Raw genomic sequence first — 22,007 nt, forward strand, 5'->3', positions numbered from 1 at the left:
ACTTGAGTAGCCGTACTCATGACAGTCCGGGTGTGACGCAGGAATCTCGGATCATGACGTCTTCCGCGCCCTCGCACACCCCGACGACCGCTGCCTTCTACGTGCAGGCGGTCCTCTCGTTCGGGCTCTCGCTGACCGCAGTCGGCATCGGAGTCGTGTTCCTGCCCGTCGACGGATGGGTCCGCGCGTTCCTGGGAATCGCGATGCTCTACACGGTCACCTCGGCGTTCACCCTGGCCAAGGTGCTCAGGGATCGGCAGGAGGACACCTACATCACCAGCAGAGTGGACAAAGCCCGGCTCGACAAGCTGCTGACCGAGCACGACCCCTTCAAGCTCGACGTGCCGTGAAACGAAGACCGGTTGCCGCCCCCGTCGCGGCAACCGGCCCTCTGCGAAGGTGACCGGTCCCCCCGAACCCGTACCGGCCACCTGAACTGACCTCATTCTTTAGCCCGAACGGCGGTGGCAACAGCGACAACCCGCACAACCCACCGATACAGTCGGTGTAGGGGAGGGCTGTGTGGACGGGTCTTTCGGCGCGTTGCTGCGCCACCACCGGCTGGCCGCGGCGCTGACTCAGGAAGCGCTCGCCGAGCAGGCCGGAATCAGTGCTCAGGCCATCGGCGCGCTCGAACGCGGGGCTCGCCGGTACCCCCACCGCGAGACCGTCACGCGGCTGGCCAGAGCGTTGCGACTGAGCTCGGAGCAGCAGTCGGGCCTGGTCACCGCAGCGTCGCGCCCGTCCACGCCCCGGGCCGATCTCGAGCCGTCCGGTCCGGTGGTGGCCGCGCAGTTGCCCGCGAGCGTGCAGGGCTTCACGGGTCGTGAGGGCGTTCTGCTCACCATGGACGCGTTGCTCGCGCACGAGTCGAACGCCGTGGTGGTGTCCGCGATCGCCGGCATGGCGGGCATCGGCAAGACGACACTGGCCGTTCACTGGGCTCATCGCGCCCGGTCGCGGTTCCCGGACGGGCAGCTGTTCCTGAACCTGCGCGGGCACGGCGGCGGCGCCCCGGTGACGCCGCTCGAAGCGCTGACCCACCTGCTCGTCGGCCTCGGGCTGGAACGCGCCAAGGTCCCCGCCGACGCCGAGACCGCCGCCGCCACCTACCGGACGTTGCTGGCGGATCGGCGCGTGCTGGTCGTCCTGGACGACGCGGTCGACGCCCGCCAGGTCCGGCCGCTGCTGCCGGGCTCGCCGGGCTGCCTCGTCCTCGTCACCAGCCGGTACCGCCTGGACGGCCTGGTCGCGCGCGACGGCGCCCGGCGGATCCAGCTGGAGCAACTGGACCCGGACGCGGCGCGGGACCTGCTCGTCCACGTGCTGGGGGAGCAGCGGGTCGCGGCCGAGCCCGGCGCCGTCACCGACCTGGTGGGGTTGTGCGCGGGGTTACCCCTGGCGTTGCGCATCGCCGCCGCCCACCTGCTCAGCGGCCGGACGATCGGCGGATACGTGGCCGCGTTGCGCTCCGGCGACCGGCTCGCCTCGCTGGCGGCGCCCGGCGACCCCGACACCGCGGTCGGCGCCGCGTTCGACCTGTCCTACGAGGCGCTCGAACCTGCCGCACGCCGGGTGTTCCGGCTGATGGGCCACATGCCGGGCCGGGACCTGACCGCGGACGCCATCGCGGCGCTGACCGCGCTCGACTCGGCGGAGACCGAGCGCTGCCTGCACCTGCTCACCGCCGCGCACCTGGTCGACGAGCACCGGCCCGGCCGGTACACGTTCCACGACCTGCTGCGCCTGCACGCGGCCCAACTCGCTGACACCGAACGAGAAGCCGCGGCCGAACGCCTGTGGGGCCACTTCGCGCTGACGTTGCTCAACGCCGGCGAACGGGTCGATCCGCGCACGTACCGGCACGTGCTGGCCGAGGACTACCGCCACACCACGTTCATCGACGACATCATCGCGAACACGTGGATCGACGTGGAGACCGAGAACCTCGTCGCCACCACGCACGCCGCCGCGAAGGAAGGCCACACCCGGCTCGCGGTGCAGTTGCTGATCGCACTGCACTCGCAGTTCGAACGCCACCGCATGGAGGCGGTCTGGCTCGACACCGGCACGGCGGTCCTGGAGGCCGCCCGACGCAGCGGCGACCTGCTCGCCGAGGCGCACGCGTTGCGGATCATCGGCGACGCGTACTGGTGCGGCTGCGACTACGAGCAGTCGCTGACGTTCCTGGGCAAAGCCCTCATCGCCGCCGAAGAGCTGGGGCACAAGGAGTTCTACCGCGTCGTGCTCTGCGCGCTGGGCCGGACGTCGATCTCGATGGGGCGCCCGCGCGACTGCGCCACCTACTACCAGCGGGCGCGTGAACTCTGGCGGCAGGACGGCCGGCCGACCGTCGGCTCGCTGGTCCTCGGCGACGCGTACTGGGAGCTCGGCGAACTGGACCAGGCCTACGCGCTGCACACCGAGGCCATCGAGGTCTCGCGCGACAACGGGATCCGCTTCGGCGTGCTGCTCGGTGAGACGCACGCGGGCCGTTCCTGCCAGGCGCTCGGGCGGCTGGAACGAGCGATCGAGCACTACGAGGCCGGCCTGGCGTTGTGCCGCGAGTTCGCCGAACCGGCGGAGGAAGCAGGCAACCTCGCGAACCTCTCGGGCGCCTACCGCGACCTGGAGAAGTACGACCTCGCCCTGGACACGGCACGGGAGGCGCTGGAGATCGCGACGCGCCTGGGCATGCGGCGCACCCAGATCAGCGCGTGGCACGTGCTCGGCAGCACCCACCTCCTGCTCGGCTACGACGACGCCGCCCGGACCGAACTGCGCACCGCGCTGGACCTGGCCCTCGCCTCGTCCCACCAACGTGGCCGGTGCGACGCCCTTATCTCGTTGGCAGCACTGCACCTGCGGCACGAGGAGCACGACTCCGCCCGCGCGTTGGCACAAGAGGCGCTGGAGGTCAGCCGGGGCACCGGGCATCGGCTGATCGAGGGGGAGAGCCTGCGCGTGCTCGCCGAAGCGGACCTCGCTCAAGGTCGGACGGACGCGCGGCGCCGCGCCGAGGAGGCGGCGGCGTTGCACGCGACGTCCGGCTATCGCCTTGGTGCGCAACGAGTCGCGGACCTCCTGAATCGCATCAGGTGAGCAGCTGGTCGCGGCGCCGGGCCAGGTAAGCGACCTCCGCGGTGTTTCCCGCCAGCTCGATGGCCTTGTCGTAGGCGGCGCGCGAATCCTGGCTGCGGCCCAGGCGGCGCAACAGGTCCGCGCGGGTGACGTGGAAGGCGTGATAGCCGGCCAGCCGGTCCTCCAGGCGGTCGACGGCCGCCAGCGCCACCTCAGGGCCGTCCAGTTCGGCGACCGCGATGGCCCGGTTGAGGGCGACGACGGGCGAGGGATCGACGCGGACGAGCTGGTCGTACAGAGCGAGGATCTGCGACCAGTCGGTGTCGCGCATGTCGCGGGCGGAGGTGTGCACGGCGTTGATCGCGGCGAGGATCTGGTAGCGACCAGGCGCCACCCCGGCGGCCAGGCGTTCTCGCACCAGCCGGTGGCCTTCGGCGATCAACGCGGTGTCCCAGGCGCCGCGGTCCTGCTCGGTGAGGGCGACCAGTTCGCCGCCGGGGGAGACGCGGGCCGCCCGGCGTGCCTCCGTGAGCAGCATCAACGCGAGCAGCCCCGCCACCTCGCCGTCGTCCGGCAGCAGCGCGCGGATCAGGCGGGTGAGCCGGATCGCCTCGGCGGTCAGGTCGTGCCGCAGGGGATCGGTGCCGGGACCAGTGGCCAGGTAACCCTCGTTGAACACGAGGAACAGCACGGTCAGCACCCCGGACACGCGGGCAGGGAGATCGTCGGCGGACGGCACGCGGTACGGGATGCGCGCGGCCTTGATCTTGGCCTTCGCGCGGGTGATCCTTTGCCCCACAGCACTTTCGGCCACCAGAAGAGCGCGGGCGATCTCGGGAACGGTCAGCCCGCCGACCATGCGCAGCGTCAACGCCACGCGCGCCTCGGCCGCCAGCGCGGGGTGGCAGCAGGTGAAGATCAGCCGGAGCCGGTCGTCGCCGATGGCGCCGAGAGGCTCGTGCGGGGTGTCGTCGTGGATCATCCGAGCCTCCTCGTGCTTGTCGTCGCGCTTGCTCTCCCGGCGGATCCGGTCGATGGCCCTGCGGGTGGCGGTGGTGGTCAGCCAGGCGCCGGGGTTGGGCGGAACACCGTCGGCGGGCCAGCGCTCGACGGCGATCGCGAACGCCTCGGCCGCCGCCTCCTCCGCGATGTCGAGGTCACCGAAGCGCCTGGTCAGGGCGGCGACCACCCGTGCCCACTCCTCGCGGTGGGCACGGGTGACCGCCGCTGCGGCGTCGTTCACTGAAATGGCCGCACCTCGATCTTGCGATCGCAGACCCTCGACGCCTCGGTGGCGAGCTTGAGCGCCACGTCCAGATCGGGGGCCTCCCACACCCAGACGCCGGCGAGGTACTCCTTCGACTCGACGAACGGCCCGTCGCTGAACAGCGCCTCCGCGCCCCGGTTGTCGACGACCGTGGCCGAGTCGGTGTCCGCGAGCCCGCCCGCGAACACCCAGTGGCCGTCGGCGACCAGCCGTTCGTTGAACGCGCTGATGGCGGGCCCCCGGTCCGTGCTGCCCGGATTGCTCTTGTCGTCGATCACGGAAACCAGATACCGCATGGGTTAGATCCTCTCCTGTCGGGCTGCTTCAGTTCGGCCAGTACGAAGGACGCCCGGCGGTCCGGTAGACCTGGGTCGCGACGCCGTTCGAGTCCACTCGCGACTCGGTCAGGTCGAGCGCGAGGTCAGGGCCGTTCTCCGGGAACAGCCGCAAGCCCTGCCCGAGCACCACCGGCACCACGATCAGCGTCATCTCGTCCACCAGGTCGTTCGCCAGCAGCCACCTGATCAGCGTGCCACTGCCGTGCACCTGCAGCTCGCCGCCGGGCTTGGCCTTCAGGTCCGCGACGGCGGCCGCGAGGTCACCGGACAGCACGGTGGTGCCCGACCACGCCGGATCGGCGAGCGTCGTCGACGCCACGTACTTGGGCCGCGCGTTCAACGCCCGCAGGACGGGCTCCGAGCCGGGGACGTCCGCCTCGGTCAGCGACCCCCACGAGCCGGCGAACAGGTCGTAGGTGCGCCGGCCGAACAGGAACGCGTCGGCGCGCTGGTAGGTCTCGTTGATGAACGCCCTGGTCCCGTCGTCACCCTTGCCGCGGGCCCAGCCGCCGCGCTCGAACCCGTTCCTGCGGTCCTCCTCCGACGCGCCGCCGTTGCCCTGCACCACTCCGTCGAGCGTGATCTGGGACATGGTCGTGAGCTTCATGATCGCGGTTCCTTCGCTTCGGTGCCGCTCTCTATCGCGGCCTCACCTCAGCTACGAACGCCTCGACCCCGATCCGACAACCTCTCCAGAACTTTTTTCGAAGAAGTCATTTCTCGACGTACGGCGGCGCCTCGCCCCAGCCCCACTTCGGCACTGGCGCCCCGTGGAAGGGCTTGGCGTCCGGCGCCGAGTTCTGCACCGCCAGCCGCGTGCCCCACTCCAGGTAGGACACGAACGCGGCACGGAACTCGGGGTCGTCCGGCAACCCGACCTCGTCGGCCGCGTCGACGATGAGGTTCAGCCAGCGCCGGCGCTGTTCCTCGGTGATGGCCCGCCCGAGGTGCTTGGCCAGCATGAACTCGTAGCCGCCGCGCTCGGCGGTGTAGGCGGCGGGCCCGCCGAACACCTCACCGAGCCACAACGCCACGTAACGGGCGTGACCGGGGTCCATACCGGCGAACACGGGCGCGAGCACCGCGTCCTCGGCGACGCGCCGGTAGAACGCCTCGGTCAGCTTCAACAGCGCCGCTGAGCCACCGGCCCAGGTGTACAGAGAAGGTGTTGACTGGTCGTTGATCACGAAGCCCACTCCAGCACCAGGCGAAAAGCCCGGCAAGTACGCACCTTTTGGTGAGGAGCGCCCATGTACCACTGTCCGGTCGAGCTCGCCCTCGACGTCATCGGCGGCAAGTGGCGCGCGGTCGTCCTCGCCCACCTCAAGGAAGGCCCGCACCACTACGGCGAGCTGCGCCGCAAGGTGCCCGGCATCAGCGAGAAGATGTTCGTGCAACGGCTCCGCGAGCTGCAGGAGGCGGGCCTGGTGGCACGGGTAGAGCGGCCTCCGCACGTCGAGTACTCGCTCACCGAGGAGGGCCGGTCGCTGGGACCGGCGCTTCAGGCGCTCTACGACTGGGGCGTGCTGCGCGCCGCCCGCACCGGCGTGGTCATCGGGCAGTAGCGCGCCTGACCAGCGCGCTCACGCGCTGCCAACGAACTGCCCGTGCACCGGTGGCAAGGCTGTGCCCGTCACACAGCCCTTGCCTCTTGGAGGACGGATGAGAATCGGGTTACGGAAGGCGTTGGCGCTCGCGATGACCGCGGCCGCGGCGTTGTTCCTGACGCCGGCCGCGGCGGTTGCGGTGGAGCAGCAACAACCGGCGGTGCAGGGCATCAATCCGGGCACGTACCAGAACCTGATCAACAACTACCACCACAAGTGCCTCGCGGTGAACTCGGCGGACAACCGCAACGGCAAGCCGCTGATCCACTACGACTGCTACTCGTCGTTCACCGACCAGTACTGGCTCTTCGAACCCATCGCGGCCGCGCCGGGGTACTACCGGCTCCGCAACCAGAACACCGGCCGTTGCGTCGCGGCGGCCAACCCCAGCAACGGCGCGAAGGTCGTGCAGTACGACTGCGTCGACGGCTACTACGACCAGTGGTGGTTGCCCGAGCTGATGCCGGACAACGTGCACTACCGGCTGCGCAACTACAAGAGCGGCCGTTGCCTCGCCGTTCCGTCGAACCAGGGGCAGAACGGTGGGAACGCCGTGAGCTACAACTGCATCCTCGGCTACAACGATCAGTGGTGGCAGATCTGGCCGTGACGTGACTTCCTCCCCGATTCCCCGGTATGCATGGAACATGGTGCTGGGGGCTCGGGGAGGGCACGCCGGATGACTGTGCGGTTCCGGCTGCTCGGTGACGTCGAGGCGCGGGTGCACGGTAGTCCGATCGCGATCGGCTACGCGCAGCTTCGTGCTGTGCTGGCAGTACTTCTGGTCGAGGCGAACCAGGTCGTGTCGGTCGACCAGTTGGTGGACCGGGTCTGGAGCGATCGGCCTCTGCCCCGCAAACCGCGTGCGGCCGTTCAGCACAGCATGACCATGCTGCGCGGTGTGTTGACGCCCGCGGGCGTGACGATCACCCGCCGATCGACCGGCTACCAGCTCACCGTGGATCCTGACAACGTTGACCTGCACCGGTTTCGTCGTCTCGTCGAGGACGGTCGTGCCGCGGGCGAGGACGGCAGGTCCGCCGCTCTGCTCGAGGAGGCGCTGAGGTTGTGGGGAGGAGAACCGTTCGCGGGGCTGGACACCGCCTGGCTCGACTCCCTGCGCGCCACGCTGATCGGGCACCGGCACGCCGTTCGGCTCGAGCTCGTCGACATCCAGCTCCGCCTCGGTCTGCACGCGGCACTGCTGCCCGACCTGTCGTCATGGGCGGCCGGCAACCCGTTGGACGAACGCCTGGCCGGCCAGCTCATGCTCGCGCTGTACAACTGCGGTCGCCCCGCCGACGCCCTGGAGCACTACCAGGAGGTGCGCAAGCGGTTGGCGGAGGAACTCGGCACCGATCCCAGCCCGCCGTTGCGGCAGTTGCACGAACGGATCCTCGCCACCGACCCCGCACTGACGGCACTCGTCCGGCCGCACACAACCGTTGTGCCGCACCAGCTTCCGGCCCGGCCGCGCCAGTTCACCGGCCGCAGCAGCGAACTGGCCGACCTCGACACCGCGCTCGGCGACGACGACGCCGTGGTGATCTCGGCCATCGGTGGGCTGGGCGGCATGGGCAAGACCTGGCTGGCGGCGCAGTGGGCGCACCAGCACCTCGACCGGTTCCCCGACGGCCAGCTGTACGTCAACCTTCGCGGCTTCGACCCCGGCGGGCAGCCGATGTCCGCGGCGACCGCGGTTCGCGGCTTCCTCGACGCCCTTGGTGTCGCCCCGTCCGCCGTTCCCGTCGACGCGGACGCGCAGGCCGGGCTGTACCGCAGCCTGGTCGCGGGCAGGAAGATGCTGATATTCCTGGACAACGCGGCCGACACCGCCCAGGTGGTGCCGCTGCTGCCCGGCGGCCCGGCCTGCGTCCTGGTCACCAGTCGCCGTCAGCTCACCGGTCTCGTCGCCGCGCACGGCGCGCGTGCGCTGAACCTGGACCGGCTGAGCGACGAGGAAGCACACCGGCTGCTGGCCACGCACCTGGGCGAGGACCGGCTCGCCGCCGAACCCGTTGTGGCAGCGGAACTCCTGGCCTGCTGCGCGGGCCTGCCGCTGGCGATCAGCATCGTGGCCGCCCGTGCCGGCACGCATCCCGGCTTCCCGTTGTCCGTGCTGGCGGACGAACTGCGCGAGCAGAACGACCTGCTGGACGCCCTGGACGCCGGTGAGGACCTGGTGAGTCTCCGAGCCGTGTTCTCCTGGTCCTGCAACGCTTTGCCCGTCGAGACGGCCACCGTGTTCGGCGCCCTCGGTCTCGCTCCCGGCACGGACATCGGCCTGCCCGCCGCAGCGAGCCTCACCGCGTTGCCCGTCGCCCGAGTCCGTGCCTGTCTGCGGCAACTGGAGCAGGCGAACCTGGTCGGTCAGCACGCCCCCGGCCGCTACCGGATGCACGACCTCGTCCGGTTGTACGCGGGCGAACGCGCCCACCACGACCCCGCCGCGCTGCGAAGAGTGGTCGACTTCTACGTGCACACCGCGTTCGCCGCCGAGCGGGTGCTGGATCCGCTCGGCGAACCACTCGCGATCGGGGTGCCCGCACCGGGATGCGTCCCGATCGGGTTCGAGAACGAGACGGCGGCGACCGAGTGGCTGACCGCCGAGTTCCCGAACCTCCTGGCGGTGCAGGAGCTCGCCGCCGGGCAAGGCCTGCACGACCAGGTGTGGCACGTGGGCTGGACCTTGAACACGTACTTCCGAAGACGGGGCGACTACCACGACGCCGTCGTCGTGTGGCGGGCCGGCGTGGCCGCCGCGGACCACACCGGCGACAGGGCGGCCCAGGCTCAAGCCAGAAGACACCTCGGCGACGCGTGCAGCGGACTGGGCCGGCAGTCAGAAGCCCTGCGGCACCTCGGCGACGCGCTCCGGATCAGCGAGCAGGCGGGCGACCTCCCCGGCCAGGCCCACGCCCACCACCTCATCGCCTCCATCTGGGAGGACCTGGACGACGACCGGCGAGCGCTGGAACACGCGACCCCCGCGCTGCGCCTGTTCCAGGACCTCGGCATGACGGTCTGGGAGGCCTGGGGGTACACCCAGGTGGGCTGGCACCAGGCCCGGCTGGGGCTCTACGACCAGGCCCGCGCCCACTGCGAGGCCGCACTGGTCATGGCTCGCCGGCACGGCGAACGCGAGCTGGAAGCGACCACAGTGGACAGTCTCGGCTACATCGCCCACCACACCGGCCACCACGCCGAGGCGCTCGACCTCTACGAGCTGGCGCTGGGCCTGCTCCACGACCTCGGGTACGACCACCACGAGGTCGCGACGCTGGAACGCGTCGGCCACACCCATCACGCGCTCGGTCACCACGACAGGGCCGCGGCGGCGTGGCGGCAGGCCCTCGACCTGTGCGAGGCACAACATCGAGCCGAGGACGCCGGCCGCATCCGGCAGTTGCTGGCGCGCGGCTGACCTCACCGTGCGGAGGTGCGCTGCTTCCCCCGGCCCGCAGGGGCGCTGGACGGCTCCGGTTCGTGCTCCGGGCAGTCCGTGCGCAGGTCCGTGAGCGGCAACGGGGTGCGCAGCAGGTGGCAGTGGTGGGGCACGGCCGGGTCGGGGTGTTCGTCGCGGCCGAAGAAGCGGCACGTCGTGCACATGCGCGTCACGCTCACCACGCCCGCGCGTTGCAGGTCCGCGATCACCCGCAGGAGGGTGTGCAACGTGGCGGCGCGGTCGGCCTCGGGAACTCCGGCGAGGGCGTCCGTCAGCGGATCGTCCCAAGAGGACAGACCGCGGGCCACCTCCTGGCCGGTGCCGGTCAGCGCCAGCGATCGGCGGCGGCCGTCCGCGCCGGGCGAGCGCGTCACGAGTTCCTTGCGCTCCAGCGCTGTCACGGCGTCGGACATGGTCGGCGTGGTGACGTCGAACTCGGCCGCGAGCGCGGCCACCTCGCGGCGGGTCTGCGGGTGCTGGGCCAGCGCCAGCACGGCTTGTTGCTGCAGCGGCGACAGGCCGTGCTCGCGTGCCGTGCGCTGCGCGAGTGACCGCATGCCGTGCCCGAGCCGCTCGAGCGCGTCGGCCAGCCGCCGGTCGAGCCCGGCCGTGCCGTCGGTGTCAGTCATGCGATCCGCCTCGCCAGTAGAACGTCCCCGGCGATGGTACGTGCCGCTCGGGGTGAGACCTGGATCACGCAGAAGTAGGTAGGACTCCTACCTAGTCTGTGACAAGGTGGTGGGTATGAGCCTCCTCCTGCCCACGTCGAACGGACTCGCGACTCCCGCGATGCCCTGGGAGACAAGTGAATGGTTCAACAGCGAACCGCTGAACCCGGCCCGCCTGCACGGCCGCGTGGTCGTGCTCGAGGCGTTCCAGATGCTGTGCCCGAGCTGCGTGTCGCACACCCTTCCGCAGGCCGCGCGCCTGGCCAGGACGTTTGGTGACGACCTCGCCGTCATCGGTCTGCACACCGTGTTCGAACACCACGCGGCGATGACCCCGGCGAGCCTCAAGGCGTTCCTGCACGAGTACCGGATCACCTTCCCGGTCGGTGTGGACGCCCTGCGCGGCGCGCACCCGGCGCCGGTCACGTTCAGCCGCTACCGCATGCAGGGCACGCCCACCACGGTGCTCATCGACCGCGACGGCATGCTGCGCGCCCAGAAACTCGGCCCGCTCGACGACATGACGCTGGCCTCGGCCGTGACGCGGCTGCTCGACGGCGCCGTGCCACCGGCCGTCTGCGCGATCGACGGCACCTGCACCTGATCCGCCCCACCCCCATCACCAGAAGGAGAACCACCATGTCCCGCATCGACCTCACCGACCCCGACCAGATCACCGACGAGCGCGCCGAGACCCTGGCGCAGATCAAGGGCGCCTTCGGCCTGGTGCCGAACATGTTCAAGGCCGTGGCGAACTCACCCGCCGCGCTGCGGAGCATGTGGGCGCAGTTCGGCGCACTGGGCGGCGGCACGCTCGGAGCGAAGATCGGCGAGCAGATCGCCGTGGCCGTGGCCGACCAGAACCGGTGCGACTACTGCCTTTCCGCGCACACCGTGCTCGGCAGGAAGGCAGGCGTCACCGCGGCGGAGATGAGGAACGCCCAGAGCGGCAAGTCGGACGACCCGCGCACCGCCGCCGTCCTCACGCTCGCCACCGCCCTCGTCGAGAACCGCGGCCAGATCGCCGACTCCGACGTCCAGGCCGCGCGGGACGCAGGCCTGAGCCAGGAGGAGATCGTCGAGACGGTCGCGCACGTCGCGCTGAACGTGTTCACCAACTACATCAACGTCGCGCTCGACGTGCCCGTCGACTTCACCCGCGTGGCTCTGAGCTGAGAGACCCAGGCGCTCGGTATCGTCCGTCCGATGATCCGAACATGGGCGCGACGGTGTGCCGTGGCCGCCTGCATCGCTGTCCCGCCGGTGCTGCTCCTGCTCGGCTGGGGTCCTTTGAGCAGCGGACATCCGGTCCACCTGGTGCTGCTCGCGGTGGTGGTGGCGGTGGGGATCGCGATGGCGTTGTGGCGGCGAGTTCCCGCGTGGCTCGCCGTCGTGGTCGCCGTTCTGCTCGTCGCTCCCACGGTGTACCTGCAGCCGTTCGGCGCGACGACGATCGTCATGGCGGAGAACACCGCCACCACGGCGGTGCTGCGCCCTGACGGTCCGGTGCGCGCAGGGCTGGTCTTCCACCCCGGCGCCAGGGTCGACCACCGCGCGTACTTCCCGCTCCTGCGACGCGTTGCGGCAGAAGGGTTTCTCGTCGTGGTGGTGAAGGAGCCGGTGGGAATCGCGCTGCTCGGCGGAGACACCGCGCAGGTGCGGAGGAACCATCCCGACGTCCCGGTCTGGGCGGTCGGTGGCCACTCTCTCGGTGGCGTCGCGGCCGCCCAGGACGTTCTCGCCGATGGATCCGTGCGCGGGCTGGTGTTGTGGGCGTCCTATCCGGTCGACGACCTCTCCGCCCGCGACAACCTCACCGCCTGGTCCATCTCGGGTGAACGCGACGGTTTCACCACACCGCAGGACGTCGCGGAGTCGCGGAAGCTGTTGCCCGCGAGCACGCACTTCGAGGTCGTGGCCGGTGCCGTCCACGCGTACTTCGGCGACTACGGCGACCAACCCGGCGACGGTGTGCCGACCCGGTCCCGTGCCGAGGCACAGGACCGGATCGTCGAGCACACCGTCGCGGCGTTGAACGACTTGAGCTAGACGCGGTCGCCCACCTGGTCGACGAACCCGGACGCGTCCTGCGGCCTGTTCTTCGTGCCGAGGTACTCGTAGGTGTCCTTGTCGAACACCATCACCACCGGCTCGGCCCACGGCGCCGACCCCTCCGGCACCGGCCAGCTGATCCCGATCCCCGGACGGCCGGACGAGACGTTCTCCACGACCGTCAGCCCCGGCACGCGGGTCGCCGCCTCGAACAGCGCGGCCCGCTGCGGACCCGGCAGGTACGAGTTGACGACCAGGCCCAGCACGTCCTTGCCGTACGCGTTGACCGACTGGCCCTTGTTGTTGCCCTGCAGGATTTTCAGCATCTCGTCGGCCGTGGTGGGCAGATCGTTCCGGTACGAGCGGTCCGGCGTGCACTCCTCGACGGCGCCCGTCGGCTGGTCGTACTTGTCGAGGACCTTCCTGCGGCCGTCGACGCAGCCGGGCACGGGGATCGGCGGGGCGCCCCCGGCCTGGATGATCTGGCCGTCCCGGGTGCCGTCGACGGAGAACCAGTCCTCCCGCCCGCCGGTGCGCACGTAGTAGAACTGGTCGGGTCGTGGCACCAGGTCGGGCTTCGAACGGGCTGCCGCGGCGGCGTGGTTCAGCAGTTGCACGGCGGAGTCCACCACCGGGGCAGCGGCGTCGTGGTGGGCCGGGTCAGGGGAGCCGGACGGCAGCACCAGCGCCACGCCGGCGGCCGCTGCCGCCACGGCGATCGTGGCAACGGCGATGATCCCGGCACGACCGCGCCGGGGTGCTTTCATGCCCGCCACGAACTGCGCGCGGGCGGCTGCCAGCTGGTCGGCGGACTTGAGCGGGGTCTCGTCCAGTTCCCGGACGAGCTGAAGGTCATCCATTGTTGAGCAGCTCCTCGACCTCGGTGTGGTTGTCGGTTCCCAACGCCGTCCGGACCTTGCGGCGGGCGCGGTTCAGCCTCGACCGCACCGTGCCCACCGGGATCGCCAGCGCGTCGGCGACCTCGAGATAGCTGAGCTGTTCCCAGGCGACCAACAGCAGCACGTCCCTGTCCTCGACGGACAACGCCCCCAGCGCGCCGGTGAGCATCGACCGCATGGCCTGCGCGGTGACGTCCGCGGCGACCCGGTCGGCGTGGTCGTCCACGTCGGGCACGGCCGCGGGCATCCGGTACCGGCGCACCTCCTCGCGCCGGTGCTGACCGACCAGGTTGGTGGCGATGCCGTACAACCACGGCCGGGCGTCCGGGCGGGAGGAGTCGTAGCGCCCCCGTTTCGAGAACGCCACGAGGAACGTCTCGGCGAGCAGGTCGTCGGCGACCTGCTGACCGAGACGCCGGGCGAGATAGCGCTGGATGTGCGGTGCGTGCCGGTCGAAGATGACCGCGAACTTCTCCGTCACGCGCAGCGACGCCTCGATGAGCTCCGCGTCGGTTGCTGTCATGGTGGCCTTTCGAGCGAAGGGTCTTCGCCCTGTTATCGGCAGAACGCCCCGACCGGGTTCACGGTCGAGGCGTTCAGCAGATCAAACCACAGGTCAAGGCGACTTCGGGGCGTCTCCCAGAAGCGCGAGGAACTCCGCTCGCGTGCTGTCGATCCGAGCACCCAGCTCCAGCACCGGCTTGCTCGTGCCCGACGACAGCTCCGCGCGGGCGACGGTCCGTGCCTCTTCGAACTGGGCGCGCAGCAACACCTTCAGCTGCTGGTCGAAGGCGGCTCCCTCGGCGAACCCGACGGCGGTCAGCTCGGCGGCCGTGATCATGCCGGGCATGTCGTGGCCCTCGTGCTGGTCACTCTCCTGCCGGCCGGTCCTGGCCAGCAACTCCCGGACCTGCGCCAGTTCGGCCCGGTAGCGGTCCTCCACCTGAGCGGCCACCGGGCGCAGCGCGGAACCGGGACGGTTCGTCAGGGCGAGTGCGGCGAGCGCGGACTCGTTCTGGGGGATCACCAGGTCCACGAACGCCAGATCGGTGGCGCTGAGCTCTTCTGGCGCGGCGGGCGGCGGGGTGCCACAGCCCGCCACCAGCAGGAGCGCTACGGCGAGGAGGACCCGCACTAGGGGCGGCCGTCCGGTCCGCACTTGACGATCCGGTTGATGCAGTCGCGCACGCGCTGCGCCATCTCGGCTTCCGGCCAGACGTTGAAGAAGTCGCCGTGCATCGTGAAGCCTGGACCGGACGACAGCTTGAACCGCGCCGGGTCGCCGCTCACGGGGTAGCGCAGCACCTGGCGCAGCTTCGGCACGGGCACGGGGTGCGTGACCGGGCAGTCACCGGCGACCGGGTAGGACATGTGGCTCTTGTGGTCCGCGGAGTCGAGGTCCTTGCCGTTCCAGCACTGCGGGAAGTCCAAATAGGACTCGATCATGGTGCCGGCCGGGCAGTTCACGAAGTCCTTGGACGCCCCGACGTGCCCGGCGTGCAGGCACGACCAGCGCGACATCGTGGTGTTGTCCGGCGCGGTGGCCTTGGCGTTGCCCGCGACGATGCGCAGTCCGTGCGGCAACGGCTGGATGCGCGCGGTCACGTCGTCGCGCACGCCCTCGCCGAGGTAGTAGAACGTCGTGCCGGTCGGCTCGACGGGCTGGCCGTCGACCAGCAGCGTCGGCACCCAGTACGACGAGAGGTCGACCTTCGGGTTGCACGTGCTGGCGCCCTTGCCCAGGCTCGTCACGTCCGAGCGGGCGTTGGTCGAGTCGTTGCCGAAGAAGCTGTGCAGGTGCGAGGCGCCGGGCAGGTTCGGCAGGACGATCGGGTCGTCCGGCAGCCGGTGCGTGAACGGGCACTCGGCGACGAACTCCGCGACGCGCACCGCGTTCGGCGGGATCGGCTCCTGCGGCTTCACCGGGGCGACCGCGGCGGCCTTCGTCGTCTCGGCCGCCTGCGTGGGCGTACCGGCCTGCGTCGGGGTGCCCGCGGCCTGAGCCGACGTGGTCACGGTCGTGGCCGAGGAGGTCGGACTCGCCTTGGGGGGCGCGGGCGGGGTGAAGAACATCGCGTTCGCGGTCACCGCGGACGCCGCGACGCCTGCCACGGCGAGGGCGGCGATCCACACGCGCCGCCGCAGTCGTGAGGTGAGGACGTGGGGCATCGAGAAACCTTTCGGCAGGGTTCAGGGGATCTTCTGACCAGGAGATGTCCCGCCCGCCCGCCGATAACAGAAAAAGTCACGGCGTTCTCAGAAGCTCGCGCGCCAGCGGATCGCACGTTCGCCGGTCTCCGGATCAGGCCTGCTCCAGGCGGCGGATCCGGGCGTTGAGATAACGCTGCTCCGGCAGGCTCGTGGTGAGCCGGGCGGCCTGCCGGTAGCTGTCGAGCGCTCCCGCCGGGTCGCCGGCCAGTTCCTGCAGATGGGCGCGCACGGCGTGGGTGCGGTGGTGCCGTCGCATCGCCGGGTCGTCGAGCAGCGGGTCGACGAGGGCCAGGCCGTCCTGCGGGCCGAACGCCATCCCGACCGCGACCGCCTGGTTGAGCGTCACGATCGGGCTGGGGGCGACCCTGGCGAGCATGCCGTAGAGCAGGCTGATCTGCCGCCAGTCGGTGCTCTCCCAGGTGACGGCCTCCGCGTGCACGGCGGCGACGGCGGCCTGGAGCTGGAACCTGCCGACGTGCCCGCGGGGCAGCACGCGCTCCAGGATGCGCACCCCTTCCGCGATGCTCGGCTGGTCCCACCGCGAGCGGTCCTGTTCGGCCAGCGGCACCAGGTCGCCGCCGGAGGTTCGGGCGGTCGCGCGGGCGTGGGTGAGCAGCATCAGCGCCAGGGCGCCCGCGACCTCGTCGTGGTCGGGGATCGCCGCGTGCAGGTGCCGGGTGAGGCGGATGGCCTCCTCCGCCAGGGTCGAGTCCACCAGCGCGTCCCCGGTGGAACGGGTGTGCCCCTCGGTGAACATGAGGTGGCAGACGTCGAGCACCGCGGCGATCCGTGCGGGCACCTCCGCCTCGGCCGGCCGCCCGAACACCGCCCCCGCCGCCCGCAACGTGGACCGCGCCCTGGTCAGGCGCTGCGTCATCGTGCGCTCCGGCACCAGGTAGGCGGCGGCGATCTGGGCCGTGCTCAGGCCCGCGACGGCGTGCAGGGTCAGGGCGACCTGCGAGGACCGGCTCAGGCTGGGGTGACAGCACAGGAGGAACAGCTGCAACGTGTCATCGCCGTGCTGCCCGTGGTCGGCCGACGGCGCGAGGTCGGCGTCGCTTGGCCGTGCCGCGGCCACGGCCTGTTCCCGCCCCGCCCGAGCGCTGTCGGCGCGCACCCGGTCGATCAACCGCCGGGAGGCGACCCGGATGAGCCAGCCGCGGGGGTTGTCCGGCACCCCGTCGCGTTCCCACTGCGACGCCGCCGCCTCGGCCGCCTCCTGCGCCGCGTCCTCGCAGTCACCCAGGTCGCCGTAGCGGCGCAGCAGGGCGGCGAGGACGTGCGACGACTCGCGCCGCCACACGTCCTCCACCACCCGCGAGTCCATCAGGCGTCACCACCGGGCCACATGACCGGCCGCAGTTCGACGGTCTCGCCGGGGCCGGCGAAGTGGGCGGTGATCTCCTCGGCGCGGGCCTGGCTGTCCACGTCGATCAGGAAGAACCCGGCCAGGTGCTCCTTGGCCTCCGAGTAGGGGCCGTCGGTGACCAGCGGTTTCCCGTCGTCCCACCGGTAGAGCCGCGACGACTCGGGCGATCCCAGCGCCTCACCCGAGAGCAGCTCGCCGCTCTCCTGCAGCTCGCCGAGCAGCTGCTCGAACTCGGAGTTGATCCGATCCCGCTGCTCCCGCGGCATGTCCTGGTACTCCGGCAGGTACTCCGGGGTCGGGTGCCCCCACGGCTGCGGGTTCGAGTGAATCATGATCACGTACTTCACCATCGGCTCCTGGTGCGATGTCGTGGACGCGTCCGGACGACCGATCCTCACCCGAGACGTCGGAGCCGCGCTCGCCAGGTCTACATGCCTTCTCCACATCTGTCGGAAGCACCACCGGAGAATCCGGGGATGGATGTTCACCACACCGTCGTCGACTCACCGATCGGCGAGCTGACGCTGGTCGGCGAGGGCACGGCGTTGCTCGGCCTCTACTTCGACGGACACCTGCGCACTCCGCGCCTGGACAGCCTCGGCCCACGCACCAGCACGGGCTTCGAGGAGGTGCGTCGCCAGCTCGACGAGTACTTCGACGGGAAGCGGCGCCGTTTCGAACTGGAACTGGCGCCGCGCGGTTCGGCGTTCGAGAAAAGCGTGTGGGCGTTGCTGATGTCGATTCCTCACGGCGAGACGCGCACGTACGGGCAGCTGGCCGCGGAACTCGGCGTACCCGCGGCCGCACAGGCGGTCGGCAACGCCAACGGGTGGAACCCGATCAGCATCATCGTTCCGTGCCACCGGGTCGTGGGCTCGCAGGGGCGCCTGACCGGCTACGCGGGCGGGCTCGACCGCAAGCGGTTTCTCCTGGAGCTCGAAGGGCCGTCGCCGGAAGAGGACGGCCGCCTGTTCTGAGCGCGGCCTTGTCGGCCGATCGTCGGCGGACTGTCGGCGGACTGTCGACGGCCCCTGGCACCGTCCTCGGTGTTGTCCGAACCAGAGGAGGAACCATGCAGAAGATGTCGATTCGCAAGGCCGGAACGATCCGCCTGACCAGCCCGAGCTACTACTGCCCGTGCTCGGCCAGCTGATCGCGTGACGTGGGCCGGGGCTGGCCTGCGGATGGCGCGTCCAGCCCCGGCCCTATCCATCTCTTCGTCAGAAAGGTGTGCCGCATGTCCGTTCGCCTGCACCGGCTCACGATGGTGGCGGAACGCGACGGTGTCATGGTCGGCCGCCCGGACACCGGTTCCTACGCGATGTTCCCGGAAGAGGGAGCGGAGACGCTGCGACTGCTGGGGGCCGGGAAGCCGGTCGACGAGGTCGCCGCCTGGTACGAACGCGAATGCGGCACGCCGCTCGACTTCGACGACTTCTTCGAGGTGCTCGACGAACTGGGCTTCCTGGTGGCCGAGGACGCGGACGCGCCGGTCGTGAAACCGGTGCGGTGGCAGCGCGCGGGACGGTGGGCGTTCTCTTGGCCGGCCTGGTGCCTGTACGTCGCGCTGATGGTGGGCGCGGTCGTGGCGATGTTCCGCGTCCCGTCGCTGCGGCCGTCCTACGAGGTCTTCTTCTTCACCGACCACATCTCGCTGATCCCGATCGTGCTGACCTTCACGCAGATCCCGCTGGTGCTGCTGCACGAGTGGTTCCACGTGCTGGCGGGGCGCAGGCTCGGGCTGCCGTCGACGCTGGGCATCGGTCGCCGCCTGTACTACCTGGTCGCGGAGACCCGGCTGGACGCGTTGCTCAGCGTGCCGCGCCGGCAGCGTTATCTGCCGTTCCTGGCGGGGATGCTGCTCGACGCGATTCTGGTGTCCGTGCTGACGCTGACGGCCGGCTGGCTGATGGGTCAGGCGGTGCCCGCGTGGGTGCCGGGGATGCTGCTCGCGATCTCGTTCAGCACGTTGCTGCGCCTGGTGTGGCAGTTCATGTTCTACCTGGAAACCGATCTGTACCACGTGATCGCGACGGCGTTGCGCTGCGCGGATCTCCAGAACGCCACCCGGTTCCTCATCCGGTCGCGGGTGCGGCGGTGGCTGGGGCGGTCCGCTCCGGTACCGGACGCCGAGTGGACGGACCGGGATCTCGTGGTGGCGCGCTGGTACGCGCCGCTGCTGGTGCTCGGGTACGGGTTCTCGCTGGGCAGCCTCGCCTGGGCCGGAATCCCGACGGTGTGGCGGTTCTGGTCGACGGTGTTCGACCGGGTCACCGCGCCGGACACGCCGACCTCGGAAGTGATCGACACGTTGATCTTCCTCAGCATGGCCGTCGCACAGCTGGGTCTGCTGATCTACGTCACCGTGCGGGACCGGCGCGCCCGGAACCGCACCAGAGTCGAGCAAGGAGCGCTCGCATGACTTCACCGCAGGCCTGGCACAGCTGGGCGGTCACCTCGGACACGCTGCCCCCGGCGCCCGCGCCGCACGTCGAGGCGATGTGCCACCGCCGATCGCGCGGGCCGTACACCGGTGCGGGCGCGCTGCTGCGACAGATCGTGCCGGAGTTGCTGGCGCACAACGCTGATCTGGTGCTCCCGCGCACCACGAACATCGTGGCGATCGCACCGGAGCTCGCGGCTGTGCTGCCGTTGCCGGAGAAGACGCTCACCGAGGCTGCCGAACCGCGGGAACGCACCCGGTTCTACTCCGCCGGTCGCACCGAACGTCTGGTGCACGGCATCGCGGAACTGCTGATGGACTGGGCGAGAGTGCTGCACCCGGACGGTGTGGTCGTCGCGTTCACACACGTCGCACAGGCCGATGCCACCGACCGCGAACTGCTGCGGGTCCTGTTGCGCCGCTGCGATCCCCGGCGGCTGACCGTCGTCGTCGAGCTCGACGATCCCGGTGACGACACGTTGCTCGCCGACGCGTTGGGCAAGTACACCCGAACCGGTGCCCGCCGCGCCCGCAAGCCCGTGGTGGGGGACGACCTGGCGCAGCTGTACATCGACTCGGACGGCGTCCTCGACGACGAGGCAGTCCTGCGCGCGTACGACGAACTGCCGCCGGACGAACGCGCTCGCCGGCACACCGAGCGGGCGGAAGTCGTTGCGGCAGGGGGAGAACCGAGCTTCGAGCTGGGCGCTGTCCCGTTCCACCTGGAGCGCGGGATGGACCCGGCCGTCGCGGGCGGCGAGGCACTGCTGAAGGCCACGACGCGCTGCCTGGAACTGGGGTACTACCACGCCTCGATGGACCTGGCGCTGCGCGGACGGGAGCTGGTCTCGGCCGAGAAGCAGCCCAACCTGTACTGGAACCTGACCACCAAGGTCGCGGCGTGCCTGTCCTATCTCGGACCGGGGGAGGAGGCCGCGCGCTATCTCGGGGAACTGCGGCACACCACCGACGCCGAGATGCACATGCGGTCCAGCTACATGACCGCGATGCTGCACACCCGCTACCTGCCGAAGGACACCCTCGACCACGACCTCGCGCTGGAGTGGTCCAACATCTCGATCGTCCTCGCCGACAACTACCCGAAGCCCGAACGGCGCACCTTCAACGGCGCGTTCATGCGCAACGGCAAGGCGTTGGTCGAGCTGCACCGGGGCGACCTCAAGGCCGCGCTGGACCTGGTGAACGAGGCGATCGGGATGACCGACTCCCACCTCGGGCACGAGGAGCAGTTGCTGCACCGCTCGGTGCTCACGCACAACCGGGCCCAGGTGCTGGCGGCGATGGGGGAGCACGCCGCGGCGTTGCTGGACTACGACGACGTGATCCGGCGGGATCCGAACTACGGCGAGTACTACTTCGACCGGGCCACCGTCCGGCGCGCGGCGGGCCGTACCGCCGAGGCGCTGGAGGACTACGCCGCGGCTATCCGGCTGAGCCCGCCCTTCCACGAGGCGCACTACAACCGCGCGGACCTGCTGCGCGAACTCGGTGACGACGAGGGCGCGTTGCGGGACCTGGACTACGCGCTGGAGCTCGAACCGGACCACGTCGACTCGCTCGTCAACCGGGCGGACCTGTTGCTGTCGAACGGGGACATGGCGCGGGCGTCCGCCGACGTCGACCACGGCCTGGTGCTGGATCCGCACAACGCACGGCTGCTCTCGGCACGCGGCAGCCTGCTCGCCGACGTCGGTGAGCACGACGCTGCCTGGGCGGACTACAGCGCCGCGCTGGCGCTGGATCCGGCGCTGGTGGCGGCGTGGGCGAACCGCGCGGTCCTGGCGTTCACGACGGGACGGCCGCGCCAGGCGGTCGAGGACCTCACCGAGGCGATCCGCCTCGCGGACGACGGCATGCTCCGCGTGAACCGCGCGATCGCCTTGCAGGAACTGGGAAACCACCGCCAGGCCGTCCGGGACCTCGACGCGGCGCTGGCCGCCGGGGCCGACGATCCGGACGTGCTGTACTTCCGGGGCGTGAGCCGGCTGGCCGTCGGCGACGACGCCGGAGCCCGTGCGGACTGGGAGGCGCACCTCGCGGCGTACGGCGAGGAGACCTCGCCTCACGCGGTGCAGATCGCGGAGCGTGTGGCGTGACGACCACGGTTCCGGAAGGGCTTTCCGTGGCGTTGCACCAGCACGCCAAGGGAGTCGCCGTCGTCACCGCCGGGCTAGTCACGCCGGTGGGGTTCTGCGCCACGTCGCTCGCGCCCGTGTCCATCGACCCGCCCGTGCTGTCGTTCGCCATCGGCACGCGGTCGGCGTCGTGGGCGGTCATCGAGACCGCCGAGCACGTCTCGGTGAACCTGCTGGCCGACGACCAGGAGGACGTCGCCCGCGCGTTCAGCCGGCCGGGTGCGGAGAAGTTCGGCCAGGAGACGCGCTGGTACCGCGACAGCGCGGGACTGCCCGCGCTGCACGGGGTTCTCTCCCGCTGGCGGATCGCCCCGGTGGAACGGGTCCGGGTGGGCCGCAGCGCCCTCGTCGTGGGCCTGGTGGTGGCCGTCGAGCGCGGCTCGCCCGGCCGGCTGCCGCTGGTCCACTACGACGGCGGATATGGCCGTTTGGCCCGTGCCTGACGGATTTCTCGTTGATGGGCAGTATTGT

The 22,007-nt window shown here is 70.7% G+C and carries 23 protein-coding genes; 12 read left to right on the forward strand and 11 right to left on the reverse strand.

Going from position 1 to position 22,007, the window contains the following annotated elements; translation table 11 throughout:
* Positions 1-53 precede the first annotated feature (53 nt).
* A complete protein-coding gene (locus ACIQF0_RS05980) occupies positions 54-350 on the forward strand; it encodes a YiaA/YiaB family inner membrane protein (RefSeq protein ID WP_360033393.1) in 297 nt (98 codons plus the stop codon).
* Between the two features lie 172 nt (positions 351-522).
* On the forward strand, positions 523-3,102 hold the full coding sequence (locus ACIQF0_RS05985; RefSeq protein WP_401024960.1) for an ATP-binding protein: 2,580 nt from the start codon (positions 523-525) through the stop codon (positions 3,100-3,102).
* Here the strand turns inward: ACIQF0_RS05985 and ACIQF0_RS05990 are convergent.
* The 4 genes from ACIQF0_RS05990 to ACIQF0_RS06005 all read right to left on the reverse strand — a co-directional run bounded on the left by ACIQF0_RS05990 (position 3,095) and on the right by ACIQF0_RS06005 (position 5,873).
* A complete protein-coding gene (locus ACIQF0_RS05990; protein ID WP_401024962.1) occupies positions 3,095-4,324 on the reverse strand; it encodes an RNA polymerase sigma factor in 1,230 nt (409 codons plus the stop codon). The two genes, ACIQF0_RS05985 and ACIQF0_RS05990, sit on opposite strands and share 8 nt — an antisense overlap.
* The gene (locus ACIQF0_RS05995; RefSeq protein ID WP_401024965.1) at positions 4,321-4,644 is read right to left on the reverse strand and encodes a YciI family protein; all 324 of its coding nucleotides are present in this window, start codon (positions 4,642-4,644) and stop codon (positions 4,321-4,323) included. The genes ACIQF0_RS05990 and ACIQF0_RS05995 overlap by 4 nt, the downstream gene beginning before the upstream one ends.
* Positions 4,645-4,672: 28 nt before the next feature.
* Positions 4,673-5,293, reverse strand: a complete 621-nt coding sequence (locus tag ACIQF0_RS06000; protein ID WP_401024968.1) for a dihydrofolate reductase family protein — start codon at positions 5,291-5,293, stop codon at positions 4,673-4,675.
* A 106-nt stretch (positions 5,294-5,399) separates the two neighbouring features.
* Positions 5,400-5,873 (reverse strand): group II truncated hemoglobin, encoded by a 474-nt coding sequence (locus ACIQF0_RS06005; protein WP_401024971.1) that lies wholly within the window; start codon positions 5,871-5,873, stop codon positions 5,400-5,402.
* A gap of 63 nt (positions 5,874-5,936) precedes the next feature.
* Here ACIQF0_RS06005 and ACIQF0_RS06010 point away from each other — a divergent pair, with 63 nt between their 5' ends.
* From ACIQF0_RS06010 to ACIQF0_RS06020, 3 genes are all read left to right on the forward strand, one after another.
* Complete coding sequence (locus ACIQF0_RS06010) at positions 5,937-6,251, forward strand: winged helix-turn-helix transcriptional regulator (protein ID WP_401024973.1); 315 nt, start codon at positions 5,937-5,939, stop codon at positions 6,249-6,251.
* 97 nt (positions 6,252-6,348) lie between these two features.
* A complete protein-coding gene (locus tag ACIQF0_RS06015) occupies positions 6,349-6,903 on the forward strand; it encodes an RICIN domain-containing protein (protein WP_401024976.1) in 555 nt (184 codons plus the stop codon).
* A 69-nt stretch (positions 6,904-6,972) separates the two neighbouring features.
* On the forward strand, positions 6,973-9,717 hold the full coding sequence (locus ACIQF0_RS06020; RefSeq protein WP_401024978.1) for a BTAD domain-containing putative transcriptional regulator: 2,745 nt from the start codon (positions 6,973-6,975) through the stop codon (positions 9,715-9,717).
* 2 nt (positions 9,718-9,719) lie between these two features.
* Here the strand turns inward: ACIQF0_RS06020 and ACIQF0_RS06025 are convergent, their stop codons facing one another.
* Positions 9,720-10,367, reverse strand: coding sequence for a MarR family winged helix-turn-helix transcriptional regulator (locus tag ACIQF0_RS06025; protein WP_401024981.1), 648 nt, complete (start codon positions 10,365-10,367; stop codon positions 9,720-9,722).
* A gap of 115 nt (positions 10,368-10,482) precedes the next feature.
* Between ACIQF0_RS06025 and ACIQF0_RS06030 the strand changes: the two genes are divergently transcribed.
* Genes ACIQF0_RS06030 through ACIQF0_RS06040 form a run of 3 tightly spaced genes read left to right on the forward strand, consistent with a single transcriptional unit; the run spans position 10,483 to position 12,455 of the window.
* Positions 10,483-11,010, forward strand: coding sequence for a hypothetical protein (locus ACIQF0_RS06030; RefSeq protein WP_401024984.1), 528 nt, complete (start codon positions 10,483-10,485; stop codon positions 11,008-11,010).
* A gap of 35 nt (positions 11,011-11,045) precedes the next feature.
* Complete coding sequence (locus tag ACIQF0_RS06035; RefSeq protein WP_401024987.1) at positions 11,046-11,582, forward strand: carboxymuconolactone decarboxylase family protein; 537 nt, start codon at positions 11,046-11,048, stop codon at positions 11,580-11,582.
* A gap of 30 nt (positions 11,583-11,612) precedes the next feature.
* Positions 11,613-12,455: an alpha/beta hydrolase gene (locus tag ACIQF0_RS06040; protein WP_401024989.1), complete on the forward strand. Its 843-nt coding sequence runs from the start codon at positions 11,613-11,615 to the stop codon at positions 12,453-12,455.
* On the opposite strand, the gene ACIQF0_RS06045 is transcribed toward ACIQF0_RS06040, so the two are convergent.
* The 6 genes from ACIQF0_RS06045 to ACIQF0_RS06070 form a co-directional block, all read right to left on the reverse strand.
* Positions 12,452-13,318 (reverse strand): CU044_5270 family protein, encoded by an 867-nt coding sequence (locus ACIQF0_RS06045; RefSeq protein WP_401024991.1) that lies wholly within the window; start codon positions 13,316-13,318, stop codon positions 12,452-12,454. The genes ACIQF0_RS06040 and ACIQF0_RS06045 overlap by 4 nt on opposite strands.
* Positions 13,311-13,880, reverse strand: a complete 570-nt coding sequence (locus tag ACIQF0_RS06050; RefSeq protein ID WP_401024994.1) for an RNA polymerase sigma factor — start codon at positions 13,878-13,880, stop codon at positions 13,311-13,313. The genes ACIQF0_RS06045 and ACIQF0_RS06050 overlap by 8 nt, the downstream gene beginning before the upstream one ends.
* A 93-nt stretch (positions 13,881-13,973) precedes the next feature.
* On the reverse strand, positions 13,974-14,492 hold the full coding sequence (locus ACIQF0_RS06055) for a DUF305 domain-containing protein (RefSeq protein ID WP_401024997.1): 519 nt from the start codon (positions 14,490-14,492) through the stop codon (positions 13,974-13,976).
* Entirely contained in the window at positions 14,492-15,526 is a 1,035-nt protein-coding gene (locus tag ACIQF0_RS06060) for a DUF1996 domain-containing protein (RefSeq protein ID WP_401025000.1), read from the reverse strand. The genes ACIQF0_RS06055 and ACIQF0_RS06060 overlap by 1 nt, the downstream gene beginning before the upstream one ends.
* Positions 15,527-15,659: 133 nt before the next feature.
* Positions 15,660-16,895, reverse strand: coding sequence for an RNA polymerase sigma factor (locus ACIQF0_RS06065; RefSeq protein WP_401025003.1), 1,236 nt, complete (start codon positions 16,893-16,895; stop codon positions 15,660-15,662).
* Positions 16,895-17,269: a YciI family protein gene (locus ACIQF0_RS06070; RefSeq protein WP_401027726.1), complete on the reverse strand. Its 375-nt coding sequence runs from the start codon at positions 17,267-17,269 to the stop codon at positions 16,895-16,897. The genes ACIQF0_RS06065 and ACIQF0_RS06070 overlap by 1 nt, the downstream gene beginning before the upstream one ends.
* Positions 17,270-17,413: 144 nt before the next feature.
* On the opposite strand from ACIQF0_RS06070, the gene ACIQF0_RS06075 reads away from it, so the two are divergent.
* The 4 genes from ACIQF0_RS06075 (at position 17,414) to ACIQF0_RS06090 (ending at position 21,979) form a co-directional block, all read left to right on the forward strand.
* Entirely contained in the window at positions 17,414-17,914 is a 501-nt protein-coding gene (locus ACIQF0_RS06075) for a methylated-DNA--[protein]-cysteine S-methyltransferase (protein WP_401025005.1), read from the forward strand.
* A gap of 260 nt (positions 17,915-18,174) precedes the next feature.
* Positions 18,175-19,359: a hypothetical protein gene (locus ACIQF0_RS06080; protein ID WP_401025008.1), complete on the forward strand. Its 1,185-nt coding sequence runs from the start codon at positions 18,175-18,177 to the stop codon at positions 19,357-19,359.
* Complete coding sequence (locus tag ACIQF0_RS06085; protein WP_401025011.1) at positions 19,356-21,497, forward strand: tetratricopeptide repeat protein; 2,142 nt, start codon at positions 19,356-19,358, stop codon at positions 21,495-21,497. The genes ACIQF0_RS06080 and ACIQF0_RS06085 overlap by 4 nt, the downstream gene beginning before the upstream one ends.
* Positions 21,494-21,979, forward strand: a complete 486-nt coding sequence (locus tag ACIQF0_RS06090; RefSeq protein WP_401025013.1) for a flavin reductase family protein — start codon at positions 21,494-21,496, stop codon at positions 21,977-21,979. Before ACIQF0_RS06085 ends, ACIQF0_RS06090 begins: the two co-directional genes overlap by 4 nt.
* Positions 21,980-22,007 lie beyond the last annotated feature (28 nt).

It is taken from the genome of Lentzea sp. NPDC092896 (assembly GCF_044754905.1).
Taxonomy (GTDB): Bacteria; Actinomycetota; Actinomycetes; order Mycobacteriales; family Pseudonocardiaceae; genus Lentzea.